The 24,882-nt window shown below is 53.5% G+C and carries 13 protein-coding genes; 8 read left to right on the top strand and 5 right to left on the bottom strand.

Annotated elements, in window-relative coordinates:
* Window positions 1-124 precede the first annotated feature (124 nt).
* The gene (locus LOC67_RS01065) at window positions 125-2,098 is read left to right on the top strand and encodes an AAA domain-containing protein (RefSeq protein WP_410001105.1); all 1,974 of its coding nucleotides are present in this window, start codon (window positions 125-127) and stop codon (window positions 2,096-2,098) included.
* A gap of 546 nt (window positions 2,099-2,644) precedes the next feature.
* Here LOC67_RS01065 and LOC67_RS01060 read toward each other — a convergent pair.
* Together LOC67_RS01060 and LOC67_RS01055 are read right to left on the bottom strand one after the other, a co-directional pair.
* Window positions 2,645-3,943 carry a S1C family serine protease gene (locus LOC67_RS01060; RefSeq protein ID WP_315861018.1) on the bottom strand — a complete coding sequence of 433 codons (1,299 nt, stop codon included), beginning with the start codon at window positions 3,941-3,943 and terminating at the stop codon, window positions 2,645-2,647.
* A gap of 498 nt (window positions 3,944-4,441) precedes the next feature.
* Window positions 4,442-4,852 carry a TraR/DksA family transcriptional regulator gene (locus LOC67_RS01055; RefSeq protein ID WP_230260550.1) on the bottom strand — a complete coding sequence of 137 codons (411 nt, stop codon included), beginning with the start codon at window positions 4,850-4,852 and terminating at the stop codon, window positions 4,442-4,444.
* Between the two features lie 563 nt (window positions 4,853-5,415).
* Here LOC67_RS01055 and LOC67_RS01050 point away from each other — a divergent pair.
* Entirely contained in the window at window positions 5,416-10,026 is a 4,611-nt protein-coding gene (locus LOC67_RS01050; protein ID WP_230260548.1) for a hypothetical protein, read from the top strand.
* A 252-nt stretch (window positions 10,027-10,278) separates the two neighbouring features.
* Here the strand turns inward: LOC67_RS01050 and LOC67_RS01045 are convergent, their stop codons facing one another.
* Window positions 10,279-11,949: a sigma-70 family RNA polymerase sigma factor gene (locus LOC67_RS01045; RefSeq protein WP_230260546.1), complete on the bottom strand. Its 1,671-nt coding sequence runs from the start codon at window positions 11,947-11,949 to the stop codon at window positions 10,279-10,281.
* 886 nt (window positions 11,950-12,835) lie between these two features.
* Here LOC67_RS01045 and LOC67_RS01040 point away from each other — a divergent pair.
* The gene (locus tag LOC67_RS01040) at window positions 12,836-14,359 is read left to right on the top strand and encodes a hypothetical protein (RefSeq protein ID WP_230260544.1); all 1,524 of its coding nucleotides are present in this window, start codon (window positions 12,836-12,838) and stop codon (window positions 14,357-14,359) included.
* A 476-nt stretch (window positions 14,360-14,835) separates the two neighbouring features.
* Complete coding sequence (locus LOC67_RS01035) at window positions 14,836-15,855, top strand: hypothetical protein (RefSeq protein WP_230260542.1); 1,020 nt, start codon at window positions 14,836-14,838, stop codon at window positions 15,853-15,855.
* A 111-nt stretch (window positions 15,856-15,966) separates the two neighbouring features.
* On the opposite strand, the gene LOC67_RS01030 is transcribed toward LOC67_RS01035, so the two are convergent.
* Entirely contained in the window at window positions 15,967-17,355 is a 1,389-nt protein-coding gene (locus LOC67_RS01030; protein ID WP_230260540.1) for a sulfatase, read from the bottom strand.
* A 225-nt stretch (window positions 17,356-17,580) separates the two neighbouring features.
* Between LOC67_RS01030 and LOC67_RS01025 the strand changes: the two genes are divergently transcribed.
* Window positions 17,581-18,177, top strand: a complete 597-nt coding sequence (locus tag LOC67_RS01025; protein WP_230260538.1) for an ECF-type sigma factor — start codon at window positions 17,581-17,583, stop codon at window positions 18,175-18,177.
* Between the two features lie 85 nt (window positions 18,178-18,262).
* Here LOC67_RS01025 and LOC67_RS01020 read toward each other — a convergent pair whose 3' ends face one another.
* Window positions 18,263-18,718, bottom strand: a complete 456-nt coding sequence (locus LOC67_RS01020; protein ID WP_230260536.1) for a VOC family protein — start codon at window positions 18,716-18,718, stop codon at window positions 18,263-18,265.
* 135 nt (window positions 18,719-18,853) lie between these two features.
* Here LOC67_RS01020 and LOC67_RS01015 point away from each other — a divergent pair, with 135 nt between their 5' ends.
* The 3 genes from LOC67_RS01015 (at window position 18,854) to LOC67_RS01005 (ending at window position 24,870) form a co-directional block, all read left to right on the top strand.
* Window positions 18,854-19,717: an alpha/beta hydrolase gene (locus tag LOC67_RS01015; RefSeq protein ID WP_230260534.1), complete on the top strand. Its 864-nt coding sequence runs from the start codon at window positions 18,854-18,856 to the stop codon at window positions 19,715-19,717.
* A gap of 179 nt (window positions 19,718-19,896) precedes the next feature.
* Window positions 19,897-21,909, top strand: coding sequence for a glycoside hydrolase family 97 protein (locus LOC67_RS01010; RefSeq protein ID WP_230260532.1), 2,013 nt, complete (start codon window positions 19,897-19,899; stop codon window positions 21,907-21,909).
* Window positions 21,910-22,062: 153 nt separating this feature from the next.
* Entirely contained in the window at window positions 22,063-24,870 is a 2,808-nt protein-coding gene (locus tag LOC67_RS01005; protein ID WP_230260530.1) for a hypothetical protein, read from the top strand.
* Window positions 24,871-24,882: the final 12 nt, after the last annotated feature.

Below are 24,882 nucleotides of genomic sequence, written 5' to 3'. Positions count from 1 at the left end.
GCACCGGATGGAAACCACGATGCCTCGAAATCACTTTCAACCGCTTCAATTCATGGTGTGGCGATCGTCGCTGTGATCGCTACACCGAAGCGGCCATGATTCTTTCTACAACCATCCTTTGAGCGTGCCGATTGACATCCCCGTCAACGGCCTCTGCTTGGATACAACGCTTGGCAACCTGGACGACATGCAGTCACGGAAGTTGGACCTAAACCTTCTACGCGAAGATGACTACTTCGACACCCTGGCCCGCTGGTTAAGTTTGGAGGGTGAAGCGGAAAGAGAACGCATGGCTCGGCGCAGGCAAATACAAAAAGCGCGTGATGCCGAGCGAACGGGCGAAACCCTTCTGAACTTAGAAATCCAAGATCACAAGACCGGATTGGCAGGCCGAATCCTTTTCGACTTCGTCAAATGCGACGATCGTGCGTTGCCAATGAATCGTCTAAAAGTCGGCTCACCGGTCGTCATCTCCGATTCGGATGACCTGTCCGATCACGGCATTGCTGGCGTTGTCAGCCGACGCAGTCAAAACGTGATCCAAGTGGCCACCGAACGCTGGCCCGAATCGGTACGTCTACGCATCGATCTGTCACCGGACGAAACGACACGGCGGCGACAGCTGGCCGCGATGGCATCCGCGCGTGTTGCTTCAGGACGGACGAAGCAACTTCGTGACATGATCCTGAACCAACGTGTCATCCGTGAAGGCGATCCCGACGAAGTCCAGTTCCTAACAAACTTGAACCCGCCCCAACAAGAAGCGGTCGCCTTCGCACTCGCATCGCCCGATATCGCGATCCTACACGGCCCACCGGGAACCGGAAAAACGACCACGTTGGCTGAGGTGATTTACCAAGCGGTCCAGCGTGGTGATAAAGTCCTCGCCTGCGCCCCAAGCAACACCGCCGTTGACAACTTGCTTGAACGCTTGGTCCCGATGGTTCCCGCTGTTTTACGTGTCGGCCATCCGGCTCGAGTTTTCGAATCACTGCGTGGTCACACTCTGGATGAACTGGTCGAATCCGACGCATCAGCGGCGATCATCAAAGACATGCGGCGTGAACTGGACGAACTGTTGCGCTCCGCCGCTCGCCCAGGCCGGGGTCGAGACGCCCGAAAACGACGCAACCTGCTTTACAGCACCGCGGGCGACTTGCGGGGACAAATTCGGTCGCTTGAACGGAGTGTCGTTCGCAGCATTATCGACTCGGCAGATGTGATCTGCACCACCACCACGATCGATGAGGATCTGTTGGCAGGGGCAAAATTTGAAACCGTGGTGATCGATGAAGCATGCCAATGCACCGAGTCGAGTGCATGGCAAGCCATCCTTCGCGCGGACATGCTTGTCATGGCCGGAGATCATTGCCAGCTACCGCCGACCGTGCTGTCGGACCAGGCCGCGTCCGAAGGCATGCAGGATTCGATGATGCATCGTTTGATCGAGCGCGAAGGTTCTTCGATCTTTCGACGGCTGACGGTTCAATACCGGATGCATCGCGATATCATGGACTTTTCATCCAACGAATTCTACGAAGGCACCTTGGTTGCCGATCCCAGCGTTGCCAGCCACTTGCTTTGCGATCTCCCTAGGGTGGAAACGAACGAACTGACTGATTCAGCGTTGATGTTTGTCGATACCGCAGGCGCAAACATGAACGAAGAGATCGAGCGTGATGGCGAAAGCAAGTTCAATGCTGGCGAAGGAAAACTGATCGAACGCTTCGCGACGGAGTTGGTTGAATCTGGAGTCGATCGCGATCAAATCGCCATCATCGCACCTTATGCGGCACAGGTTCGTTGGCTAAGGAACCGCCCATCGCTAAGAGATATCGAAATCGACACGGTTGACGGTTTCCAAGGGCGTGAAAAAGAAGCCGTTTTGATCACGATGACTCGCAGTAATGATCGAGGCGAGATCGGTTTCTTGAGAGACAAACGCCGGACGAATGTTGCCCTCACTCGTGCCAGAAGAAAACTGATCGTCATCGGCGACAGTGCAACGCTAGGCAGCAATGAATTTTACGGCAGGATGCTTGAATATTTCGAACAGAAACAAGCCTACCGAAGCGTGTTTGAATTCCAGATCGACTGACCCCGATTTGAACAACAGAAAGTTAGGCCCGCTGTTTCGATCAGCCGAATAGCGATAGCACGCGTTTTTTGATGCCGCGGCAGATATGCTGGTCTGTTTGAATGATCCGCAGAGCGTTGGCGCACTGGACTGATAAGTGGTCCCACACAGAACCGCACGCTGGCGCGTTGCGGCTGATGAATGTTCCACCAGACCTGCAACCATCAGCCGATGAGCGTTAGCTCACGGTTAGTGCGCAGGACTAATTAGCAATCCCACACAGAACCGAACGCTGGCGCGTTGCGGCTGATGAAGATCCCACCAGCCCAGCAACCATCAGCCGATGAGCGTTAGCTCACGGTTAGTGCGCAGGACTAATTAGTGGTCCCACACAGAACCGCACGCTGGCGCGTTGCGGCTGATGAAGATCCCACCAAGCCAGCGCCCCTCAGCCGATGAGCGTTAGCTCACGGTTCACGAAGCAGATCAACACAGCGCAGAACCGCACGCTAACGCGTTGCGGCTGATAAAATCCTCCACAGCACGTATCTGCATCAAATCGCAAACCTAATTCAAATCGGTCAGCTCAACCTGAGCCCGATAACGTTTGCCGTCGCGATAGATAATCATCGGGATGTGTGATCCGATCGGAGTCATCCCAACCTTCGCAACCAGGTGGTCGTCATTCTCAACTTGGATTCCATTGAATTCGACGATTATGTCTCCACGTTGCAAATTGGCTTTGGCCGCCGGCGAACCACGATGGACTGTCTTTACCAGTGCTCCATTACGGATACTTTCCAAACGGCCCAAGTCTTGTGGACCGAAATCTGGATCAAGAACGACGCCCAAGTACCCACGGCGGTATCGGCCGTAGCGCACTAATTCTTCAGCGACGCGCATCGCCATGTTGATCGGGATCGCGAATCCGATCCCTTCGCTGCCACCGCTGCTACTGGCGATAGCGGTGTTGAGCCCGATCACCTCGCCACGCAGGTTCAGCAACGGTCCACCACTATTGCCCGGATTGATTGCCGCGTCGGTTTGAAAGAAGTCCTGAAGATCGATCTTCTTGTCGCCAAGTGATAGATCTCGACGGCCCTTCGCACTCAGGATACCGAAGGTTACCGAATGGCTTAGGCCAAATGGGCTGCCGATCGCGATCGTAAAATCACCGATCCCGACCGTCTCACTATCGCCAACACGTGCTGCAGGTAAATCCATTTTGGAAACCTGCATCACAGCAACATCGGTCCCTTCATCGGTGTAGATGCGCGTCGGTCGGAATTGTCGACCATCAGCACTTCGCAACATGATCTCGTTCGGGCTAGCCCCCAAGATCACGTGCCGATTGGTCAAGATCCAGTGCCCACCCGAAATCGAAACCACAACGCCGCTGCCGGCTTCGTCATAGGATTCATACTTGCCGTTGTTCGTTTCGGTTTTGTGCGCTTCGATATGAATCACACTTGGTTTGACCAAATGCGACACCTTTCGAACCAATCGCCCAAGTCGATCAAATGCGTTGAACTCTTCGGCCAGCTCTTCAAACAACGCCTCCCGCTGCTGATCGAGCGAAGCCTCTGTACTCAACATCTCCGTCCCTAACATCGATGGAGACGTGATCGCCGGAGGAGACGGCAACGACGGTCGATCCAATGAGGGACGCATCAGCTGGTACGATCCGTTTGACGGCTGATTATTCGCGTCAAGAGAAACGCTCTTACCGTTGGTCCCATGGCTTCCGCCAGAAGCGTGCGCAGGAGACTGGACTGCGACCTGAGCGGCAGCGGAGTGGCTGGATGCAAACGAGACGACAGTCGCGGCAGATAAAGCGAAAGAACGAACACCGCTGTGGCGCAGCATACAGCTCAGTCGTCTGCGAGCGCGAAGCTCGCAAGATCGCAGGAGATGGACCATAGGAAGAGCCATGAATTGGATAGGGGAGGTTCCGACGGGGAGGCGTCGTACCTGTAGCAATCGTCGACATTGAGCAAACAACTTTGCATTGCTTGCATTGGCTATCCCTGGCCCAACAGAAGCGAAGAATCGTTATCGCTAGAACATTTACGAACCGCGGACTTTCTTAACGCCGGGCGGGCCTAACACCCCTACATCCGGAGCCTGCAACATCCGTTTAGTACGGTTCGGTTGTATGAAACACGTCACACCGTGGATGCGGATTTACCCGCCATCCATCCTTGGCGGACTGAAGAAAGCATTCGTGCAAAGAAATATTTCGTGAAACGGATCGACTCCACAGTTTCACGGGTGCGAACTGATTTCGATCCGGCACGTTCTCAAGGGCATCCAACACCATGCGCTGCACCGGCAGCGTCCAGTTCAGCTACGCCAACGAGACCACTACTTGGTCATGTTGTCAGCTTGGTAAGAATCGAACACACGATTCATGCTTGCCGATGGATGTGAACTTCGCTGCTCGGCCACACGATGACAGGTGATGCATTCACGCGCGTGGGGGACGGCACGCAAGCGAGTGAGCGGAATTGGCTTTCCGCAGTCTTCGCAGGTCCCGTATTCACCTCGATCCAGCCGTTCGATGGCTTCATCGATCGCGGTCAACTCACGGCTTTCGACTTCCAGAAGCTGGCTGTTCAGTTCTGATTGGACCGTGTCGGCAACGGCATCGAGCACGTCGGCCGATTTCGTAGCTCCGCCGAGCAAGTTCAGGTCACCGAGAGCCGACCGAATCAAAGCTTCACGTCGCTTTTGAAGGTTTTTACGAAGCTTTTCGAGCGCGTCTTTTCTGGCCATCGGAGCACCTAATTACTGTTCACTAGCACGAATTTGCCGGGCACGGCGACACTGTAAACCCCCAATCACACCCTAACTTACGCAGCGGATTGGTGATGGATCTATTGGATTTTTGAATTCGTGACCGGGGCGTCTGATCTTGGCATCCCGCGGCGAGTAATAGTAGGAAGAACGACGGTAAAGTCACGCCAGAAAGCCCGCGAAAAAGCCCTAACCGATGTTCTAGTGCTATTTAACGGTCATTTATCCGCTTTCTGGCCGATCAGACTTGCAATCCCGGCGATTTAGAAGCGAGACAGTTGGATAAATGTCAATCAAACCCCCTGTCGGGGCCGCCATCGTCCGTTCCCCCGCTCAATTCCGGTTTGATCCGCTTAATTTGCTTTACCCAAGCATCCTAGGCGGCCGACACTCAGAAAACGGCTGCGCCCATCACCCACCACAACGGCACTACATACGTACAGTCAACGACAGGCAAGTGTGGTGCAGGAACGTCTTGGTGACCAGCGCTTTTGACAACAATACTCGGTGACGGCCCAGCGAATTAGAGCGGAGCATCGATCATGGAAGATTTCACCCAGTCGCAGAACGATTCGTTGCAAAGCGAGCTTTTCACCAAAGGCTTCGCTGCGGCAGCCCACGAACAGACACTGGGCAACTCGGTTTCAGTCCAAGCCAACCCGGCGATCGAGTTTCGCGTTATCCGTCCGGGCTCACCTGTCCGTCGACTACGCCTCACCGGCAACCGCTACACGTTTGGAAGCGGCGAGGGCTGCTCCATCCGGCTGGAGGACGAAACCCTTCGTCCGATGCATGCGGTGCTTCTGCGAGATGCCCATCGTGTGTTGATGCGGGCTTATTCTGTTCCGCTTGAACACAACGGCGATCGCGTTACCGAAACCGATCTGCGGGTCGGCGACATCATCCGTATGGGTGACTATCGATTCGAACTTCTAGCCAAGCCCACAATAAGCGGTCCTGGCGAGCCCCTGCGCCAGCGTGCGGTCACACCACCGACCAACCGGCCTACCCCATCAAACGATTCGTTGATGCGAGACCGCTTGGCCGAACTGAGCCAACAGTGGCACGCCCGTCACGCCGAGTGTGAGATCCGAGAGACTCGATGTGACAATCGTGAATCGGCACTACACGGTCGTGAAACGGAACTTTGGCGGCGTGCGAACGACTTACAGAAACGCGAATCAAAATTGGTCGCACAAGAAGCCGCCGTCCGCGAAATCCAGCAGACTTATGCTGCGGCACAAAACGAACTGAAATCTCTTCGCGAACGCGAAAAGGCAGCCGAGCAAGAATTGGCTTACAAAGAAGCCGAACTGCAAGACCTGCAAGAAACGCTGGCCAATCGTCAGCTGGAACTTCAAGAGCGTCAAGCCGAATGGCAAAAGCGTGAAAAGGAATACGCCGCGCGGGCTGCCGAAGCCCAGCGACAACTTGAACAAACCCAATCGCAAGCACAGAACGCCAGCGAAGCAATCACGCGGATGCGTAACGAGTTCGCGGCGTTAAACGAACAACTGACGGAACTGCGTGAGCGTCACAGCGAACTGCAACAGCGCGAACAAGACGAACAGCGAACACATGACCGTCTTCGTGCCGAGTTAGAACTGGCACGCAACGAAGCAGTCATCGAGCGTGACAACGCCATCGAAGCGAGAGCGATCAGCGAAGCCGCCAAAGCTGCAAAAACGACGGAGCTCGAAAAAGCCGCTGCAGAATTGACGCGTACCCGTGCAGAAATCGAAGACATCCGCAAGGAAAGCAAAGCTCGACAACAAGAGCTTGAAGAAAAACTTCAAAACAGTGGGCAAGAGCTGGTCCAGGCTCGTGAAAACGCCAAGGCAGCAAGCCAAAAATCCGGTCAGCAGATCGCTGAATACCGCGACCAGCTAGCCGCAGCAGAAGCCAAAGAATCCGAATTGGAACAATCGGTTTCTGAGTTCGAAGCCCTCGCAAGCGAGTTCCAAGCTGAACTGGAAACCGCCCGTAGCGAAGCAGCCAAGGATCAAGAAAAGGCACGTCTGGAATGCGAAGAAACGGCAGCGAAGATTGCCGACTTGCAACAACAGCTTGCCAACTTGCGTCAATCCAGCGAAGGGCAGCAGGCCAATACCGATCAAGCGATTTCGGATCTCAAAATCGAAGTCGAAGACGCGAATCAACAACGTCTCGCTGCCGAAGAAACAGCCACGACGCTGCAAAGTGAAATTGAACAACTGCAACAGCGGCTTTCCAAATCGAGCGAAGAGGTCGCCAAATGGCAAAGCGAATACGAAGGCGCAACCGCTTCAATTCGTCAGCTTGAATTGCTTGTTGACCAGAACCAGAATTCTCAAAGTGCTCAACAGGATTCCTGGGAGATCGAATCGGATCAGCTGCAAAACACAATTAACGAACTGTCTGTCCAACTTTCTGCAGCCAACTCCGAGCTTTCGAAACTGCGTGAAGCAAACGAAGCGCTGACCCGTGAACTCACCGAGGCAAACGACCAACGCGAACAAACAGCGGCGGAATTGATCGCACCGGACCGTTTTGCTGAGCTAGAAAACGAACTGAAGATCGCTCGTGACGATATCGAGCGACTCAAAAGTGATCACGCCGAAACGATCGCGCAGCTCGAGACCGAGAGGCAAGAAAGCGAGTCTCAACTGCGTGAAGAAATTCAAAAGCTGCAGGACGAAATCACTGCCGCACAGCAGGCAGCGACTCAGGCGAGCGAGTATGCCGCTAGCGTTATGGCTGGGCCTCAGTCGCTTGAGCATCCGTTGGATTCAGAATCCAGTCAGCCCAAAACCGACGAATCGGAAACCACTGCAGCATCGCATGCAGATCCAACGGAGCGGTTAGAGGTAGACGCGGCTGAATCCGACGACGAGCCAGCGGCAAGTGATTGGTATAGCAATCAACTTGAAACCGACGGACCTGCCGCAGAAACATCTTCAGAGCACGACGAGATTGAAACTGTTGATCGTCATGACATCTCGACTGACTCTTCGGCCGATGAGGTTGTGTTACTAGAGGAAGATACCAATGCCGAAGAGGCTTGGGACGAAATGCAGCAACACGCCGATTCGATCGTCACCGCGGAAGCTTATCAAGGGGAAGACACCGATTCGGTCATCAACCTAGATGCCGTCTCGATTTCGGAAAGTCTCACACAGCCGTCGACTCCGGAGAACGTTGCAGTAGGGCATGAAGCTGACCTTCCGCAACACGAACCGGTTGCGGAAATCGAGACCGCAACCGCTACTGACACCGAAGACGAACCAGCGGCAGAATCGATCGATGAAGCCAATGCGTCGGGTGACAATCAGTGGCGTGCTGATGCGTCTGCTGCAGAAAGCCAAGCTTGGCCGAAATCGTCAGCTTGGGGACAGGTCGATCCCTTCGAATCAGCGTCCGATTCCAGCGATCCACATGCCGCCGACAACGACGCCTTCGATTCGGACACGAACAACACCGGCAGCGGTTCTTGGGCTTCGGACGAAGCGGAAAACGATGCTTCTGAAGCACCGCAAGCCGATGCCACATGGTCCGACGAATCACCCGAACATGCGATCTCAAATGCAATCGATGATCTTGAACAGCGCGTTCAGGAAGCGATCGATGATCAAGTTGATGAACCCGCTGCTGCTCCAGTAAACCACTGGCAAGAGCAGCCATCTGAAGATGCTTCGTCGGCAACAGCGGATAGCGTCGACGCTTCGGAATCTCAGCTACAACCATACGCGAATCTTCCAGAACGCGAGGAGCCGCTCAGTTGGGCGGACTTCATGCCCGGCGAAGACAGTCAGTTGACTTCGTCTTATGAGACGGAGGAATCCGAACAACTTCAAAGCGATGAAGATCAATACGGTGACGAAGCACCGTACATCGAGAATGTATCGGAATCCGCCGAGTCTCTTGAGACACAACACACCATCGGTGAAGAATACGAATCGGCAGAACATGACGCCGTAGCGTATCAAAGCGAAGAACCGCAACTCGATGATCCATATGCGGATCAACAGCCAATCGACCCATCGTCTACGGCTCACGACCAGTCTTCGGAAGACACTTGGCAAGAAGAGACATCTCCGACCGAGTTCGTTGGTGACGAATCGCCGCAAGCAGCTTACGAGGATACCGCTTACGAATCTTCAGATGACGATTCATACCAAGCAACGCAGGTCTGGCAAAGCGACTTAGAAAGCAGTGTTGAACACGAGCCGCCAGCAGAAAGCGAGCCGACACTCGGTGGCTTGGCGGAAATGTTGATCCGCGACTTGGATGCCGAACGCGACCTCGAACGAGCAAGTGTTGACCAACTGGCCGAATCGAATGATGAAGCCGAAGCGGAATACGAACAGACGTTTGTGATGGAAGAATCGGTGGACGATTCCGAGTCACAGACCCCATGGAACTTCGCTTCATCGCAGTCCGAATACGAACAGGACGAAGAAGAAAGCTACTCGGCCGAACCGGTCCAGGAACTACCGCCTGCCCCCGAGGCGACGCCAGCGATTGACGCGTCTACCGAAGACGACTCGATCGAAGCATACATGAACCGCTTGCTGCAACGGGTCCAGGGCAGCAACAGCAAAGCACCTGCCGAGCCGGCAGTGGCCACGCCAGCTGCGACCGCAGAAACGACCAAGCCTGCACCGAAGCCAGCAAAGCCCGAAACGGGTAAGTCAATCGAGCTCGCTGATGAGTCTGACGAACGATCGGCAACAGGGGCGTCGACGCTCGCGCAGGAGCCTTCCGTATCGGCACCGCTGGTCCCTCGATCGCAAGCCCCCGAGCTGAAGAAAAACCTTTCGGCGATGCGGGAACTGGCCAACCAGTCGGCACGAAATGCGGTCGCCAGAAGCATTCGCATTCAAGCACGTGACACACAGATGAATGCGTTCTGGAAAGCCGCACTTGCCGGATCCTTCATATTGATGGCAGCAGGCGTGTTCACGTTTGTTAGCTGGTCGTCAACGATCAAGCTTGTCATGGTAGGTGCTTTCGTTGTGCTCGCAGGTGTCTTTGGACAAGAAGCCTTCGTGCTTGCCCGCGACGCGCGACGCCGCTTGAAACTTGCCAATGACGGCAGCAATGGATTGAAGGACGACGAGGAGATCGCCGAAGAAATGCGACGCATCGCCGAGTCAGCAGAAACGCCAGAATGATCTCTGTCGGATAACCTGCCGGATCGTCGGATTAGCATTGATCCAAAAATGACGTCTGCTTATCGATGTTGACGACCTAAAATAAAAACGCGTCACGGGAATCAAGTCCAATGACGCGTTTTTCGTTTCTAGATGCTCAGTTGTGATCCGAAGTGTTGTCGTCCACTGCGTGAACTTCGCGTTCTTTCCCGTGGGTATTGCGATTGCGGAAGGCAACTCTGTGAAAGAACAAACCTGAAGTTCAGCGGATCACTAGGCCTCAAATTCGACATCGATATTGTTCTCGCTAGCAGCCGAACGAAGCTTCGCTAGGGCACGAGCTTCCAATTGTCGGACGCGTTCCTTGGTCACGCCCATCTCTTCACCGACCTCTTTCAATGTCAGTGGTTCGCTGCCACGATCGAGTCCGAAACGTGCAGCGATAATCTTTTGCTCACGCTCATCCAATCGGTTAAGGATCTTTGAAAGTTCCCGCTTGCGGTTCCGCTGAACGGTTTCTTCCATATACGGATCAAGCCGCTCGTCTTGCCGAGACAAGAAAAGTTCTTCAGTCGTCGTTCGGAAACGATCGCGATGCTTGAACTCATTCGGAATCGTCCGAGCAAAGTTCTTCATGATTGCCCAAGAAGCGTACGTACTGAACTTGTTGCCTCGCGAGTAGTCAAATTTCTCGACCGCACGGATCAACGACATGTTGCCGTCACTAACCAAGGCAAAAAAGTCATCGCTACTGGACAGGTGACGCTTGGCAATCGAAACGACCAAGCGCAAGTTCGCTTGAACGATTCGGTTCTTAACCTTCACGGCCTGCTCGTACAGGTCCTCGATCTCATTCATGATCGCAGACTTGCCACTGGCTTCATCACCGATCGATTCACGAAGCTTGCTAGCTTTGTGTTTCAGGTAGTTCATCTTGCGAAACAGGTGGTGCTCCTGTTCTCGCGAAAGCAACGGTACATCGTAGAGCGACGCTAGGTATCGCGGCAGGTCGCCGGGAACGCGTACTTTGCGAACTTCTGAAGCTTCGATCGGCTCACTGCCCAGGAACTCAGCTTCCCGTGCAGTCGTTTCAAAGTCTTCGTTGTAAATGTAATCCAGCGGCAATTCGAAAATACGTTGACGACGCATTTCGATCAGGATGCGTTGGATACTGGTACGAGTCCGCTTGAATCGGCGACAAAGCTGAGCCAGCGTGATCCCGCTAAGGTATTGATTGAAGATTGATCGCTTGTCGTCGTCGGTCAGAACCCCACGGTGATTGGGGAATATCGCGATCGACGTATTGTCAGCATCAAAATTCTTGAGCGTGTACCGAATGGTTTCAGCACTGCGTCCCATCTGGTGCGACAACAAACGCGTCACATCGGCAAGTGCAGCGCCGCCTTCGACGAGCTGACGAGCACGTTCGATGATTTCGCTTTTTTCGTCTTCGCTCAGTTGGCTAAATCGCTCACCACGTTGAATCTTTTCCCTGTTACGTGAAACGAATTGTTCCACGCTGCTGTTCAAGAATCCGACACGTTTGCGGCCGCCAAACAAGAGACGCCGGCTGACCAGCCCGGCTTCACGCCAACGGCTGATGGTCTTGGTCGATACGTTGAACTGACGACTCAAGTCTTGGACGGTGTGAACCTGTTCAGCAATCTCTTCGACCGCCAATTCGGCATGTTCACTCAAGTCTTCGATCAACAATCGCAGATCATGTGAAAGGTCGCCCGACGCAATATTGTGTCGGCTCGACCGTTCAGGGCGATAGTTCGTGATTCGGAAGCAAAGGTAGTCGTATGCGTACTCGCGACCGTCATCGATTTCACAGAGCAACGTTTCCGCCGCTGCCGCTTGCTCGATCAACTTCGTCTTCTGATTGAAGCGTAGTTGGTCACGGAGCTCCTTGATTTTGCTGTCGCGATAATTGTTGTGCATAACATTGGTCTCCCAGCGCTTTGGCGTCAGACTGGCCAAACATCCCTGCGATCCCGGCGGATCGCCCAGTCCAAATTGCCTCGGTTGCCCGGGTTCACCTGTCTCCTCCAGGTGATTCGGCCATTTGGTCCAGTCCTTGGTGCTAGGAATTTCGCAATCCCATCGACACCTTAGGTCATCGGCCCAAATGCCAGTTGCCGACTCCGTGTCAGCAAACTTTTCGCCCCCCAGTAGATGAAGCGCTTGCTCGCGCTTTTATCCACACTGGGATGCGTCATAAGACGAATTTATCCGCCATCCGGTTCACGTCTCCCTAACTGGGAATCGCCATTCCGACCCGTTCTTACATTAGAAAACGAAATTTCATTCCATTTTTCCAAGAAAGCAGGACCGGAATCCTTTGGCAGCGGTTGTCTTCGCCTGGGACACTCCGTAGGAAATTTGGGGCCAAATCCGTCACACATCAGGGCGAAATATAACGGAATTGGAGCTAAGTCGTTTAAGGGTTTGGGTTTGAAATTTTCCAGACTCTTTCGACGCATGGCGGATGAGCATCAAAAGTGTCCACCAGAATGTAAAAATTTCATGCGCGGTGCACAAACGGCAGTCGTCGGATCAATCAATTGCTGCCGAATTGGTCAAACTTGACTTCAAGTTCGATAATCTGGGGACTTTAACGGACACGAAATCTATGAGGCTGCCTCGGATCCGGAGCTCGGACGAATCCTCCGCTTGCGTCAATTCTGCTGAATGAGACTTCTCTAGGTGGTCGATCAGACCTACAGCGTCAGGTGCCGAAAACCACGGCAGACTAGTCACATTGAGGCTGCTGACGCCCACGACAGAGTTTTTGCCAAGCCGAAGACGAAGGAAACGGATGACTTCGATGGAACGTTCCAGCATCAAATCAAATCGACGAACCTTCCTTGCTCGCTCAGTGGTCATGGCGGCTGGGGGTGCTTCATTTCTAAGCAGTGCATTCTCTGGCAATGTCCGTGCGGCCGATGATCAACCAGTCACGATGACGATTCAGCGCCAACCGCTGATGCGTTGTCGCCTTGAACTGGAGGTCAAAGGGAATGTCAAAGTCCCTTCCGACCCGTTGCAATCTCGCGAAACCAAGCAAACGCTTCCGGTCAACTCAAACGCCTCTCTGGACTACGAAGAGCGTTTGTTGATGCCCAGCGACATTTCAACAAAGTCCGAAGTTGTTGCTGCTGAACGGTTCTATCACACCGCCACCAACGAAAGCGTTCTCAATAAAACCACTGTCCAGCAACAACTCCGCCCACAGATGCGGCACGTTGTTGTCCGACGTGAAGTGCTTCCCGAAGTCGTTTACTCCAACGAGAGCTACTTCAACCACGACGAACTGTCGCTATTAAAGCTGCCCGTTTCCAGCGTTGCTGTCGATCGGCTGCTACCAAGCGATGCGGTGATCAAGGACGATCAATACGAAATCGACCTGGAATCCCTGCGTTCGGTTTTGAATTTGACCACGCTTGAAAAAGGCAAAGTCGAAGGCGTCGTGTCGGAAATTGACGCGAAAAACGTCCGCATCCAAATCGAAGGGGACATCGAAGGTTCCGTCGATGGCGTCTCCACACGGATGCGTTTGCTAGGCAAGCTAACTTATGATCGATCTGTCAAAGCTTGTACTTGGCTCGCACTTGCGTTGCACGAAACTCGCGAGATAAGCCATTCGGAACCGGGGTTCGACATCCTGGCCAAAGTTCGTTTGCTGCGTCAGCCATTGGAAAAGCCGATTGGCTTGCCTGCGGAATCTGCCGAAATCGATTTCGACGCCGGACCACCCGAAGAACGTCTCTACGTCGAACTACAAAGCTCGCACAGCCAGTCTGCCGTGATGATGGATCGTCGTTGGCGGATGATCAGCGATGATCCGGGCCGCTGCGTCATGCGAATGATCGATCACGACAACAGCATTGCCCAGTGCGACCTGCGCAAGCTGGTGGACCTGCCTGCCGGCAAACACCTCACGCTCGAAGCGTTTGAAAGCGACATTCGGCGCAGCCTCGGAAAGCAGCTCGTCCAACTGGTCGAAGCTGACCAAGCACTGTCGTCTCAAAACCTGCGAGTCCTACGTATCGTTGCCGACGGCGAAGCCGAAGGCGTCCCGGTCCGCTGGATCATGATGCACTTTTCCGACGACACCGGCCGACGCGTCCAAGCGACCTTCACCATGTCGGGACAAAAGGTCGAAGCGTTCGCGGGATGCGATATCCAGTTTGGGGATTCATTGAGATTCCTTCAGCCAGAAACTTCCCCCGAAAAGGGCGATTCCACGGATGCGGCAATCTCGAAAGCCCCTACGGCAGAGGCTGAGACGGAAATCGCCGAAAATCCGCCGGTCAGCGCCAGCGACCTGAAAGCGGCCGAATTGAAGTAGCCCGCTATCGAGTCACACCGGAAAACTGACGGGGGATACGGCCTAGTGCTTCGTTCGATATGAAAATACGGGTTCGGGTCATCAGCCGACGGGCGTTCGCCCCGGTTGTTGCACTGAAACCGTGAATAACGCCATACGGCTAATCCTAAAAACGAGTCGGCACAAAGCACTATTGGACCTGAACGACGAGCCCAAATCAGCAGGATCCGGACAAAAGTCACCCCGTTCACTCCGATATGTGAACCCGACCACAGGAAATTGCAAAAATACTAACTAGACTTTGGCAGTGAACCGAGTGTGACACCAGACTGTTTGACACACACTGCCGCCTGACAATCGACGGGCCAGGCCCCCCTTCCTCAGAGAGGCTTTCAGCTTCACGGGAAGCCTTTTCCGTACCGACGCTTCACTCAGCCTAATTCCCGACTGCGAGAAAACGCCGTTAGAGGCCATCCGCTATGACCATTTTGATCTGCATGCGTAACGCCGCCCACCGAATCGTGCAGCAAGTCAGCCGCAAGGGACTGCCCGCGCTGATGCTTGCCGCCTCGGCATTGTCGGTTTCGGCACAGGACGCGGCCGAAGACGGAATCATCCAGCAGCAAACACAGTTCGCCCCTGGCGTCGTCACCGTCATCCCCGGCGATGCCAGCCCAAGCGAAACCTTTGACGGGCCGCTCGCCCTACAACGCTTCATTCAATCTCATCCCGAACTGGAATGGGATCCGACCAAATTCGAAAATGGTCGTCCGCATTTCGACCCGCGTTCACGGACGCTGATCGAAATGGCCAAGCAGGTTGTCTTGCGACGCGAAATCTATTGCTTGGAGTTCGCGTTCAAACCGCTTCGTCAGATCTATGTGGACGTTCCGCTCGCTGGCGGGCAGACTCAGCGCAAGCTCATCTGGTACATGGTTTACCGAGTTCGCTACACCGGAAAAGACCTTCGTCCGGCGGCCGATGAAATCGGTGGAGCGAAAATGTATAGCCGGATCGAAAACGTGTCTTATGAATCACGTCGTTTCTTCCCGCTTGCGACTCTAAAAGACCAAGTTAGCGGACGTGAATACCTGGATCGATTGATCCCGAGTGCCAAACCCGTCATCGCCGCTCGCGAACGAATCACCGCTCCGCTTTACAATAGCGTCGAAGTCTTCAACCAACGCATCCCGTTGACTCAAGATGAAGACTCCCCTGGCGTTTGGGGAGTCCTAACCTGGATGGACGTTGCGCCAGACATCGACTTCCTGTCGCTTTACGTTTCCGGCCTGACAAACGCGTTCGAGCAAGACGGCGAAGGCAAAGATGCTCCGTACCGCCGAAAGATGTTGCAACTGAACTTCTTCCGCCCCGGCGATGCTATGAATCAAACAGCCGACTCGATTCGGTTCGGTATGCCACCGTATTCCAACGAACAAGAACACGCTTACATCTTGGACAAATACAACGTCGAAGAATTGCGTAACTATCGCTGGGTCTTCCGCTCGGTCAAATAAGCCTGCGTGTCAGTACCCAGACGTGCTGAGTTACCTGCCGGTGTCATCGTCGACGTGTGTGTCTGATCGAAAAGAAAGACACACGCGATGACATTCACTGCCAAAGAAGCTTTACTTTGGCAATCGTTGCTTTAGCCGTGCAGCTAGTTCTTGCTGAACGTCGACCAGTTCGACATTGCCAGCAAGGTTGGTGATCTCGTCTGGATCGCCTTGCATGTCATAAAGCTCTTCGGAGCCGTTGGCGTAACGGATGTAGTGCCAGCGCGATGTCCGTAGCGAGCCGCCTTTGTGAATTGACAGCGCGTCATCACGAATCTGATATTCGGGATCGTTGACGATTTGCAGCAGACTACTGCCTTCGGTCGCCTCAGGAATCGGAACGCCCATCAAATCGCAAACGGTCGGATAGAGGTCCACCAGTTCGACAAACGACTGTGAATGAGCTGGACTTTGGCCGGGGACTCGCACCAAAAACGGAACGCGAATCACTTCTTCGTGAAGGTTACTTTTCTGCCAAAAACCATGCTCGCCCAAGTGATACCCGTGGTCGCTAATAAACATCACGGCGGTGTCTTTCGCATGCGGCGATGATTCCAGGGCATCTAGAATTCGCCCAACCTGCGTGTCCATGAAGCTCACGCTGGCGTAGTAAGCCGACCACATCCGTTTCTGGTTGTCCGGGTATTTTCCAATCGGATTTTGATCGTTTCGTGTGCCAGCGAGTCCCGGTTGGGGAATATCACTGGTGTCATCATGCCAGTTGCCGGGCATTTCGATTCGATCGATTCCATAGTCGGAGAAATACTCGCTTGGTGCGACCATGGGATAGTGCGGGCGAACAAGTCCAACGGCCAAAAAGAACGGTTGGTCTTTGGGTTGCCCAATGATTTCAATCGCTTTCGTCGCGGCTTTGAAATCGGCTTGCTCCGTTCCGTCGGTGGTCGATTTCACGGAGACGAACATGCGGTGCGGCATTTTTGTCGACTGACGATTGAACATGCTGTCAGTCACAACATTCAGATTCAGGCAAGCATATTCACCGGGAGTGTGAGCTTCCGGACCGGGAGCATTGAAGCGCTGCGTCCAACAATCAATGACGTCGGCACCATCGGTTCCCGCAATAATGTCGCCGGGGACTCGCATGTGAAAGATCTTGCCGACGCGGGTCGCGGTGGCGCCATGTTGCTGCAACTGTTCCCCTAAAGTCAGATTCTTGCGATCCGTATAGCGACTGTGCATAAACGAAGTTCGCGAAGGTGCACACCATGTCCCCTGGCAATACGCTCGCTCAAAAACGGTCCCCTGACTTGCCAAGCGATCCAGATGTGGTGTCTGACAAACCTGATCTCCGTAGCAACCGAGCACGCTTGCCTTCAAATCATCAGCGACGATCAGTAGCACATTTTGCGGCGTGTTTTGGGCGTAGAGAGCACGAGTGCATAGACGGCTCGATTGCAGACTGGCAATCGCAACACACCACAATAAAATTCGAAAAAACATGTCGCTCCAATCCGATCGGGATGGTTTCAACCAGGCTGTAGGTTCCTATAAAACGTTGTCATTATAGTCGCCTACGCTGCGGCCCACATTGCGGCCTTACATTGCGACCAGTTTGCTGGCAGTTTCAACTGGACCGACCAGACTAAACCTGGCAAAGCACGCTTTGCGCCAATCCATCGGTCCTATCCGGCAATCGCTCGACGCCATTTTCAATCGATAGTCAATATGTCCGACAGCAACGAAGTGACACAGTGGATCGAACAAGTCAAACAAGGCGACTCCCTGGCCGAACACCAGCTTTGGCAACACTACTTTGACCGGCTGGCCCGCAGCGTTCGGCAGAACTTACGTGGGCAGAACCGAGCGATCTCGGACGAAGAAGACATCGTCGCAAGCGTTTTCGAAAGCTTTTACCAAGCCGCCGAAGCTGGACGCTTTCCAGACCTTTCGGATCGCGACGCCCTGTGGCGACTGCTGCTGAAGATGTCGGCGCGAAAAGCCATCGACAAACGTCGCCATGAGCACCGACAACGTCGCGGTGATGGAGCCCAACCGCGTCCAATGCTCGGCCCCGATGGTGAACTGCTGATCCAAGTCGCCGGTGACCAACCGACACCCGAAATGGTGGCGATGATGGCCGAGTCGATGCAGCAACTGTTCGACCTGCTCGGCGAAGGAGAAGTGAAAAGCATCGCGATCGCAAAGCTTGAAGGACATTCCAACGCGGAGATCGCCAAAAGCCTTGGCTGTTCCGAGAGGACGATCGAACGAAGACTGCATCTGATTCGTGAAAAGCTTCAGCACGAAATTGATACCGACTAATCGCTTGATTCGTACGGAAGCATCCAACCTCGTTTCTTTGCGATCTCCCGTACCGAAGTCCAACCGATCACGACATTGCAACTGCCTATGGCAATGTCATGTGCTGGTTTTCGTTCAACGACATAAATGGGTTGTGTGCCAGCTCCCACAAGTGCCCATCGGGATCAGCGAAATACCCCGAATATCCACCCCAGAAAACTTTTTGAGGCTTCTTCATTGCTTTCGCGCCGCAATCAATCGCATGTTGAAATGCGGCGTCCACGTCTGATTCCGAATCATAGTTCTGGGCAAGCGTAACACCGGAAAAACTTTTGCCCTGTTGGGATTCACTTCCATCGCTGGCTACATCTTCCACACAGGCATCTTCAGCCAAGGCGAGACGCCCGAACAAGCCCAGTACGGTGCCATTGGAATGAAAGAAAGTCACTTGATCGTTCGACGCGGACGACTTCTTCCATCCCAATCGTTCATAAAAAGCCGTTGACGCAGCGACGTCGGCCACGCCCAACGTGACAAGATTGATCCGCGATGGAAGATTCATTTTGCATGTCCAAAAGATAAGTATTGTGATCGCACCGGCTGCAGGGACAGGATGCTCGACTATCGCAAAGCGTTGGCGGTTGAGATAAAGTTTTAGCTCCCCACCCTCCCACTTATTCGAAGCAAGGAGCCACTGATGGTTCAAGCCCCCCGCCTTCTCTGCCTACTGTTCTTTACTAGTGTCACGATTGCCTCGGTCGCGCCCGCCGCCTCGCCCGAACGAATCCCACTTTGGAAAGACGGTGCGCCCGGATCAGTCGCTCGCATGAACGAGCCTGAGAAAGTTGACGGAAGCAACGTCACCAATGTGCATCATCCATCGATCACCGCCTACCTCCCCACCGCCGAAAGCTCCACAGGAACCGCCGTTATCATCGCGCCCGGTGGCGGCCACCGCATGCTATGCCTCGGCCACGAAGGAGACGCGTTGGCAGAATGGTTTGCTGAACACGGCATCGCGGCATTCGTCCTCCGCTATCGGCTATCCCGAGAACCTGATTCGATCTATACGCTGCAAGGTCATGCGATGGATGACACTCGGCGTGCAATCCGGATGGTGCGTTTGAATGCCAGCGAGTGGAATATCAACCCTGAACGTATCGGCATCCTTGGGTTCTCTGCTGGCGGTGAACTGGCGGCCTATTCGGCGATGGAATCCGATTCGGGCGATTCGACGTCTTCAGATCCCATCGAACAACAAAGCAGTCGCCCCGATTTTCAAGGTCTAATCTATCCAGGCAAGTCCGGAACATTCACCGTCCACAAAGGCATGCCACCGGCTTTCGTCGCCTACGGATACAATGACCGACCGGACATTTCCATCGGTATGGCGGAGGTGTACCTCAAATACAAGAAGGCAGGCGTTCCTTGCGAAATGCATGTCTACGCTAATGCAGGCCATGGATTCGGCTATCATGCCGGCAGCACGTCAGCTGCTGGCGATTGGCCACAACGATTTGTTGAATGGCTCCGTGATTCGAAGCTGCTTTCGTCAAAGTAGTGACGATACCTGTCCAGAGAATTAAACCGTATGGTTTCAAGACGGCCATCACGAACAAACATGGCAGCACGAGTCTCGTAAACCATACGGCGAACGCCTGATGCACCGGTCACTTAAGCATCGGAACGCTCGCTACCGCCAGACCTTCCCAAGTGTTACCGAACACCCACCGATTTATTTTGACTCAAAAGCTTTTCCCACGACCATCGCTGAATCTCTTCTCGATGGTCATCGTTGCCTGCGTTATCGGCTCGCTATCTTGCCAGACAGCTTTCGCGAAGACCGAAGTTCGTTCACCCGATGGGACCAATACCCTAGTCCTTGAAGACCTCGGAAAAGACGGCGTCCCTCGATATTCCGTCCGGCGAAACTCACGCACCATCATCGCCTCCTCCGCGATCCGCCCGATCCTATCGGGTGACTTCGATAGCGACACCGTTGAGCGTCTCGAAGATGGCCAAGCCGATGATCACGAAAATCAATTCACGCTTCCTTGGGGTAAGACCGACAAGGTTCACGAAAAATACTCCGCCGCGACAGTGAACCTGGTCAATCGATCAGGGCTGAAATGGCAGATCGACTTGCGTGCCTATAACAGCGGCGTCGCGATGCGATATCGCTTTCCTGAGCAAGACGAACCGACTGCGCTAAAGATCGAAAACGAAACAACGGAATTTGATCTACAAGGTTCTCCGACGGTGATGTTCAACACACTTGATGGGTTCATCAACAATCACGAGTCCTTGTTCAGCAAGCAGCAGCTCAGTGAGGTCCCACAAGATCGATTGATCGAGATGCCAACGCTGTTCTTGTGGGAAAATGAAACCGCAGGGGCGATCACCGAAGCCGGCGTCCGTCACTTTGCCGGTGGATATCTGCAACGTGTTTCGTCAGACCAAACCACATTGCAATTCCGGTTATCGCCTCACTTGGACAATCCCAGCGTTAGCGTGTCGGGTGATTTGCCAATCGCCAGCCCATGGCGTGTTGTCATGCTTGCTGACAGCGCCGGTGAATTGCTCGAAAGCAACTTACTTCTCTGTCTGAACGAAGCGCCCCAAGGTGACTACGCGTGGCTCAAACCAGGAAAAAGCACCTTTCATTGGTGGAACGGCGTTTTCGAAGAGGACTTTAAGCTTCCCGCCGATTCGGACGAATCCTTCGAACGACATTGCCGTTACATCGACTTCTGCGCCAAGTATGACATTCACTATCACGGTGTTTCTGGTGATGGATACGCTTGGTACAAGCAGTCCAAAGTCGGTTATGGTCAACCGGGTTCGGAAGCCGACCTAACCATTGCCCGTGAAGCGATCCGCCTACCGGAAATCATCGCCTATGCGAAAGAACGTGGTGTGGGAATCCGCTTGTGGGTTCACTGGGAACCGCTAAGCCGACAGCTCGAAGAAGCGTTTGCGACGTACGAGTCCTGGGGAATCAAAGGCTTGATGGTCGACTTCCTCGACCGTGATGACCAGTGGATGAATGAGTTTTCTGAGCGGATGCTTGAATGTGCCGCCAAGCACAAACTTCACATCCAAATTCATGGCAGCCCCAAGTGCAGCGGCGAACAACGGACATTCCCCAACCTGTTCAATCGCGAAGGCGTCTTGAATTTGGAGTACCTGAAATGGAGTGACAAGTGCACTCCAGATCACAACGTCAACGTTGCCTTTGTCCGTGCACTTGCCGGTCCGGTCGATTATCACCAAGGTGGATTCCGATCGGTCTCACGTGATCAGTTCAAACCTCAGGACCTTCGCCCGGTTGTCATGGGCACTCGTTGTCATCACATGGCGATGTACGTGGTCTATGAAAACCCAATGCCGATGGTGGCCGACACACTGGATTCGTACGAAGGCCAACCAGGGTTTGATTTCGTTGCCGAAGTCCCTACCACGTGGGACGAAACCAAGTTCATCGATGGTGTCGCTGGCGAATACATCGTGATCGCCCGCCGTAAAGGCACCAAGTGGTATATCGGCGGCATGACCAATTGGACCAGTCGCGACTTGAATATCCCATTGGACTTTCTATCCGAAGGCTCCCACGCCGCAACGCTCTACGCGGATGGCTCGATGGACGAACAAAAGCCCAATGAAATCAAACGGACAAAACTCTCTTTGTCCGGCGGTAGAACGCTGCCGGTAAAGCTTGCTCCGGGCGGTGGGTTTACCGCTGTGATTGAATGAGCGCTCTCGATTGCTGCGATTGATCGATTGCTGTTGCTGATCAATGACGATTTGAATTGCAAACACCGGCGAAAAGTCGCCGGTGAAACGGATGGATTTGCTATAGTGGAACAACGACCACCCAGGTGATTCTTCCACTGTCAGCATTCGAGAATGTTTTCAAACTCTACCGTTCTTCGTCTTACGTTCTTCACTTGTCTAACTGCACTGCTGACGACGTTATCGTCAGCTCAGAACGCGGGTGAAAATCAAACGCCGATCGATCCTGAAATCGCACAGTTCTTTGAACGGTTTCAAGCATCGACTCATGAGGAGACTGCCGACTCCACCGTATCGATGCTGGACGTTGATGCGATTTGCAATGGCGCGTTTGAGAAATCAGGAGTTGAAATTCCGGCCTTTATCAAAGCCCAATATCCAACGCTGGTTCGACAAAAGTTTAAAGAGTGGTACGAACTGGCTGATGACCAATGGATGCGTCATCAAGTCGTCTACACAAAGATCTCTGAAGACGGTCTGCACGCGGACGCATTCGTCCGTTTCTGGGACCAAGACTACACCACATCGCGTGCACACTACGAATTAGTCAAAACTGACCAGTGGCGAATAGCCGATTCACTCGATATCAGTATCGGAATCTCCACCCAGTGGATCATGGGTACGATGCTTCGCGATGGTTTCGGTGAAGACGCATCAAGTGATTTTGAACAATCCGCGATGATCTTGGTCGAGGCCATCCGGACCGCGACAGAAAGCGAAGATTTTGAAAGTGCAGCTTACACGTTACGGCGTCTCGACGGCCGAAACGTTCCTCCGGGAATGCGTCAACTGCGTTGGTGCTTTGCCGCCGCAACAGAACTGCATGTCGATCCTGTGTATGCACTTGAATGCGCCGACAAACTCGAAGCCTATGAACCGGATGCGTTCATCCTCGAATTGATTCGCTGCAATGCTTATCAGATGCTTGGTCAGTACGAACAAACGATTGTCGAAGGCGAACGCCTCCTGCAACGCTTTGGTCCCGATCCAGATTCGTACTTGAACTTGGGATTCGCAGCCAAAGAACTCGGCCGCCTCGACGAATCGCTCGAATACTACACCACGGGACTCAAAGACACGCCGGAATCTTACGATTTGGTGGAAGCCTTTGCGGTCGCTCTTCCCGATGATCGCAAGTCGGAATTCCTTCCCTACTTCACAAAACTACCCTCCGCGACGGAATACCTGGAAACGCTCGCCGACGCGTTCGAAGCGTATGAAGATTACGCTGCGTTGGAAACCTTGATCCAATACGACGACCGGACATCGCAAAGCCTTCCGAACCGAGCCTACTACGATGGCCTCATCCTCACACATCAAGAAAAATACGACGCTGCAATCGAACGATTACTGCAAGGGCGTGGCATCCTTGATGAAGAAGACTACTACCGCGAATACTACAACGCGTTGATCACGACCGCGTTAATTCGAAAGCAAACGCCGATACAGCTTTATGAACTGCTCGAGACTCCTTCCGAGGCATTCACGCTACTGATTAATCAGCTTGATGTCGAAGCACAATTGGCGATCGACAATGAGAAAGATCCCGCTTCGACCAATGCCTTGATCGATCAACTGATCGACTTTCATACCACCGAATATCCTGATGATCCGGCCGCCTACGCCTTTGTCGGTCGGCGCCACTACCACGAGGAAGCTTACGCCGAAGCATTGCCAGAGCTGAATCGCGCACTCGAGTTAGAAAAACAGATCATCGAAAAGAGCCCGGACGACGAAGTCCTAGCGGAGTCATCACGATATCTCATCGACGAGCTACTGGAAACAATCGTTGACTGTCACATCGAACTTAAGACGCTGGATGAGTTTTACGACTCCTACCCGGACAAACCACAGTTATTCGATGTGATCACGTACAGCGGCTACATCGAAGACGAGCTACTTGAAACCATCGAAAAAAAGCATCGCCAACTTTTCCCCGATGCCTCCGATCAGATCAAGCAATATTTTGCGACCGAACAATACGACAAGGCACTTCAGTTCGCACAGCAACAGATTGACGAATCAGTCGACGAACCTTCCCTCCAATGGCAATACTTCGAAATTTGCAGCCTTGCTTATCTGAAGCGATTTGACGACGCCATCTTAAAAGCCCGTGAGCTTGAAGACGGATCTAGAGACTTCGCTCGTGCGATGGTCTACGTAATCAAAGGCGACCGAGAACGTTTCAAAGCGGCGTTCCGATATGCGGCACAGCACTACTTTGAAATCGCTCATCTTAAATATTACATCGAGCTCCCCGAAGACTGGGACTTTGTCGACTCGCTTGAATTCGACGCCGTGCGGCCGTTTGATCGCTACGGTGAACTACGCCGAGTCGTCTTGTTGTTAAAACAGCCTTACGAGATCAACTCGTTTTCCGTCCATCGCGCCGCTAGCGAGATCGGGCTGAATCCATCGGTCGTTCAAAAAGATGCACTCGCAAATCAGACTAACGATCAAACCGTCATCTGTGACTTTGGAAATGGAAAGGCCGTATTAGCCCACAACGGATCGGAATACTTTCTCACCTCCGGAAGCGGCCCCTACCGCGGTGACCCTCGCTGCATCACCTATGACGAATTCAGCGACGAACAGGCCGACTTACTCAGTAAAAGCGGTGGCTGGGTTGCCATCGATATCTACCAATGGCCCTTGTCAGACGAGATCGAAGAGATTTCGCAAATCCCAGTGGAATCCGCAAGCGTTTTGGCAAAGCTTGCTAAACAGTTCGCCAATCAGAACGTGATCGGTGCGATTCATGAAGACAGCGCAACGATCACCGCCCCGCTACCTGAGAACTTTTTCGCGAAACTGATCGACCAGCCCAATGCCGAAACGTTTGATCCCATTGCGGAGACTACAGAGTTAGACGAAAACTCAAACACCCCGGATTCAGAAGATCCAGCAACAGATTCTCCATAAATTCAGTAAATC

This window comes from Stieleria sp. JC731 (assembly GCF_020966635.1).
GTDB lineage: Bacteria > Planctomycetota > Planctomycetia > Pirellulales > Pirellulaceae > Stieleria.
The sequence above is the reverse complement of the archived record's forward strand: the minus strand, read 5'-3'. Positions and strand labels throughout refer to the sequence as shown.

Coding starts and splice junctions, on each gene's coding strand:
- LOC67_RS01060 (WP_315861018.1), bottom strand. CDS start 3,943: ATGCTGCGCCACAGCGGTGTTCGTTCTTTCGCTTTATCTGCCGCGACT.
- LOC67_RS01055 (WP_230260550.1), bottom strand. CDS start 4,852: ATGGCCAGAAAAGACGCGCTCGAAAAGCTTCGTAAAAACCTTCAAAAG.
- LOC67_RS01050 (WP_230260548.1), top strand. CDS start 5,416: ATGGAAGATTTCACCCAGTCGCAGAACGATTCGTTGCAAAGCGAGCTT.
- LOC67_RS01045 (WP_230260546.1), bottom strand. CDS start 11,949: ATGCACAACAATTATCGCGACAGCAAAATCAAGGAGCTCCGTGACCAA.
- LOC67_RS01040 (WP_230260544.1), top strand. CDS start 12,836: ATGGAACGTTCCAGCATCAAATCAAATCGACGAACCTTCCTTGCTCGC.
- LOC67_RS01035 (WP_230260542.1), top strand. CDS start 14,836: ATGCGTAACGCCGCCCACCGAATCGTGCAGCAAGTCAGCCGCAAGGGA.
- LOC67_RS01030 (WP_230260540.1), bottom strand. CDS start 17,355: ATGTTTTTTCGAATTTTATTGTGGTGTGTTGCGATTGCCAGTCTGCAA.
- LOC67_RS01025 (WP_230260538.1), top strand. CDS start 17,581: ATGTCCGACAGCAACGAAGTGACACAGTGGATCGAACAAGTCAAACAA.
- LOC67_RS01020 (WP_230260536.1), bottom strand. CDS start 18,718: ATGAATCTTCCATCGCGGATCAATCTTGTCACGTTGGGCGTGGCCGAC.
- LOC67_RS01015 (WP_230260534.1), top strand. CDS start 18,854: ATGGTTCAAGCCCCCCGCCTTCTCTGCCTACTGTTCTTTACTAGTGTC.
- LOC67_RS01005 (WP_230260530.1), top strand. CDS start 22,063: ATGTTTTCAAACTCTACCGTTCTTCGTCTTACGTTCTTCACTTGTCTA.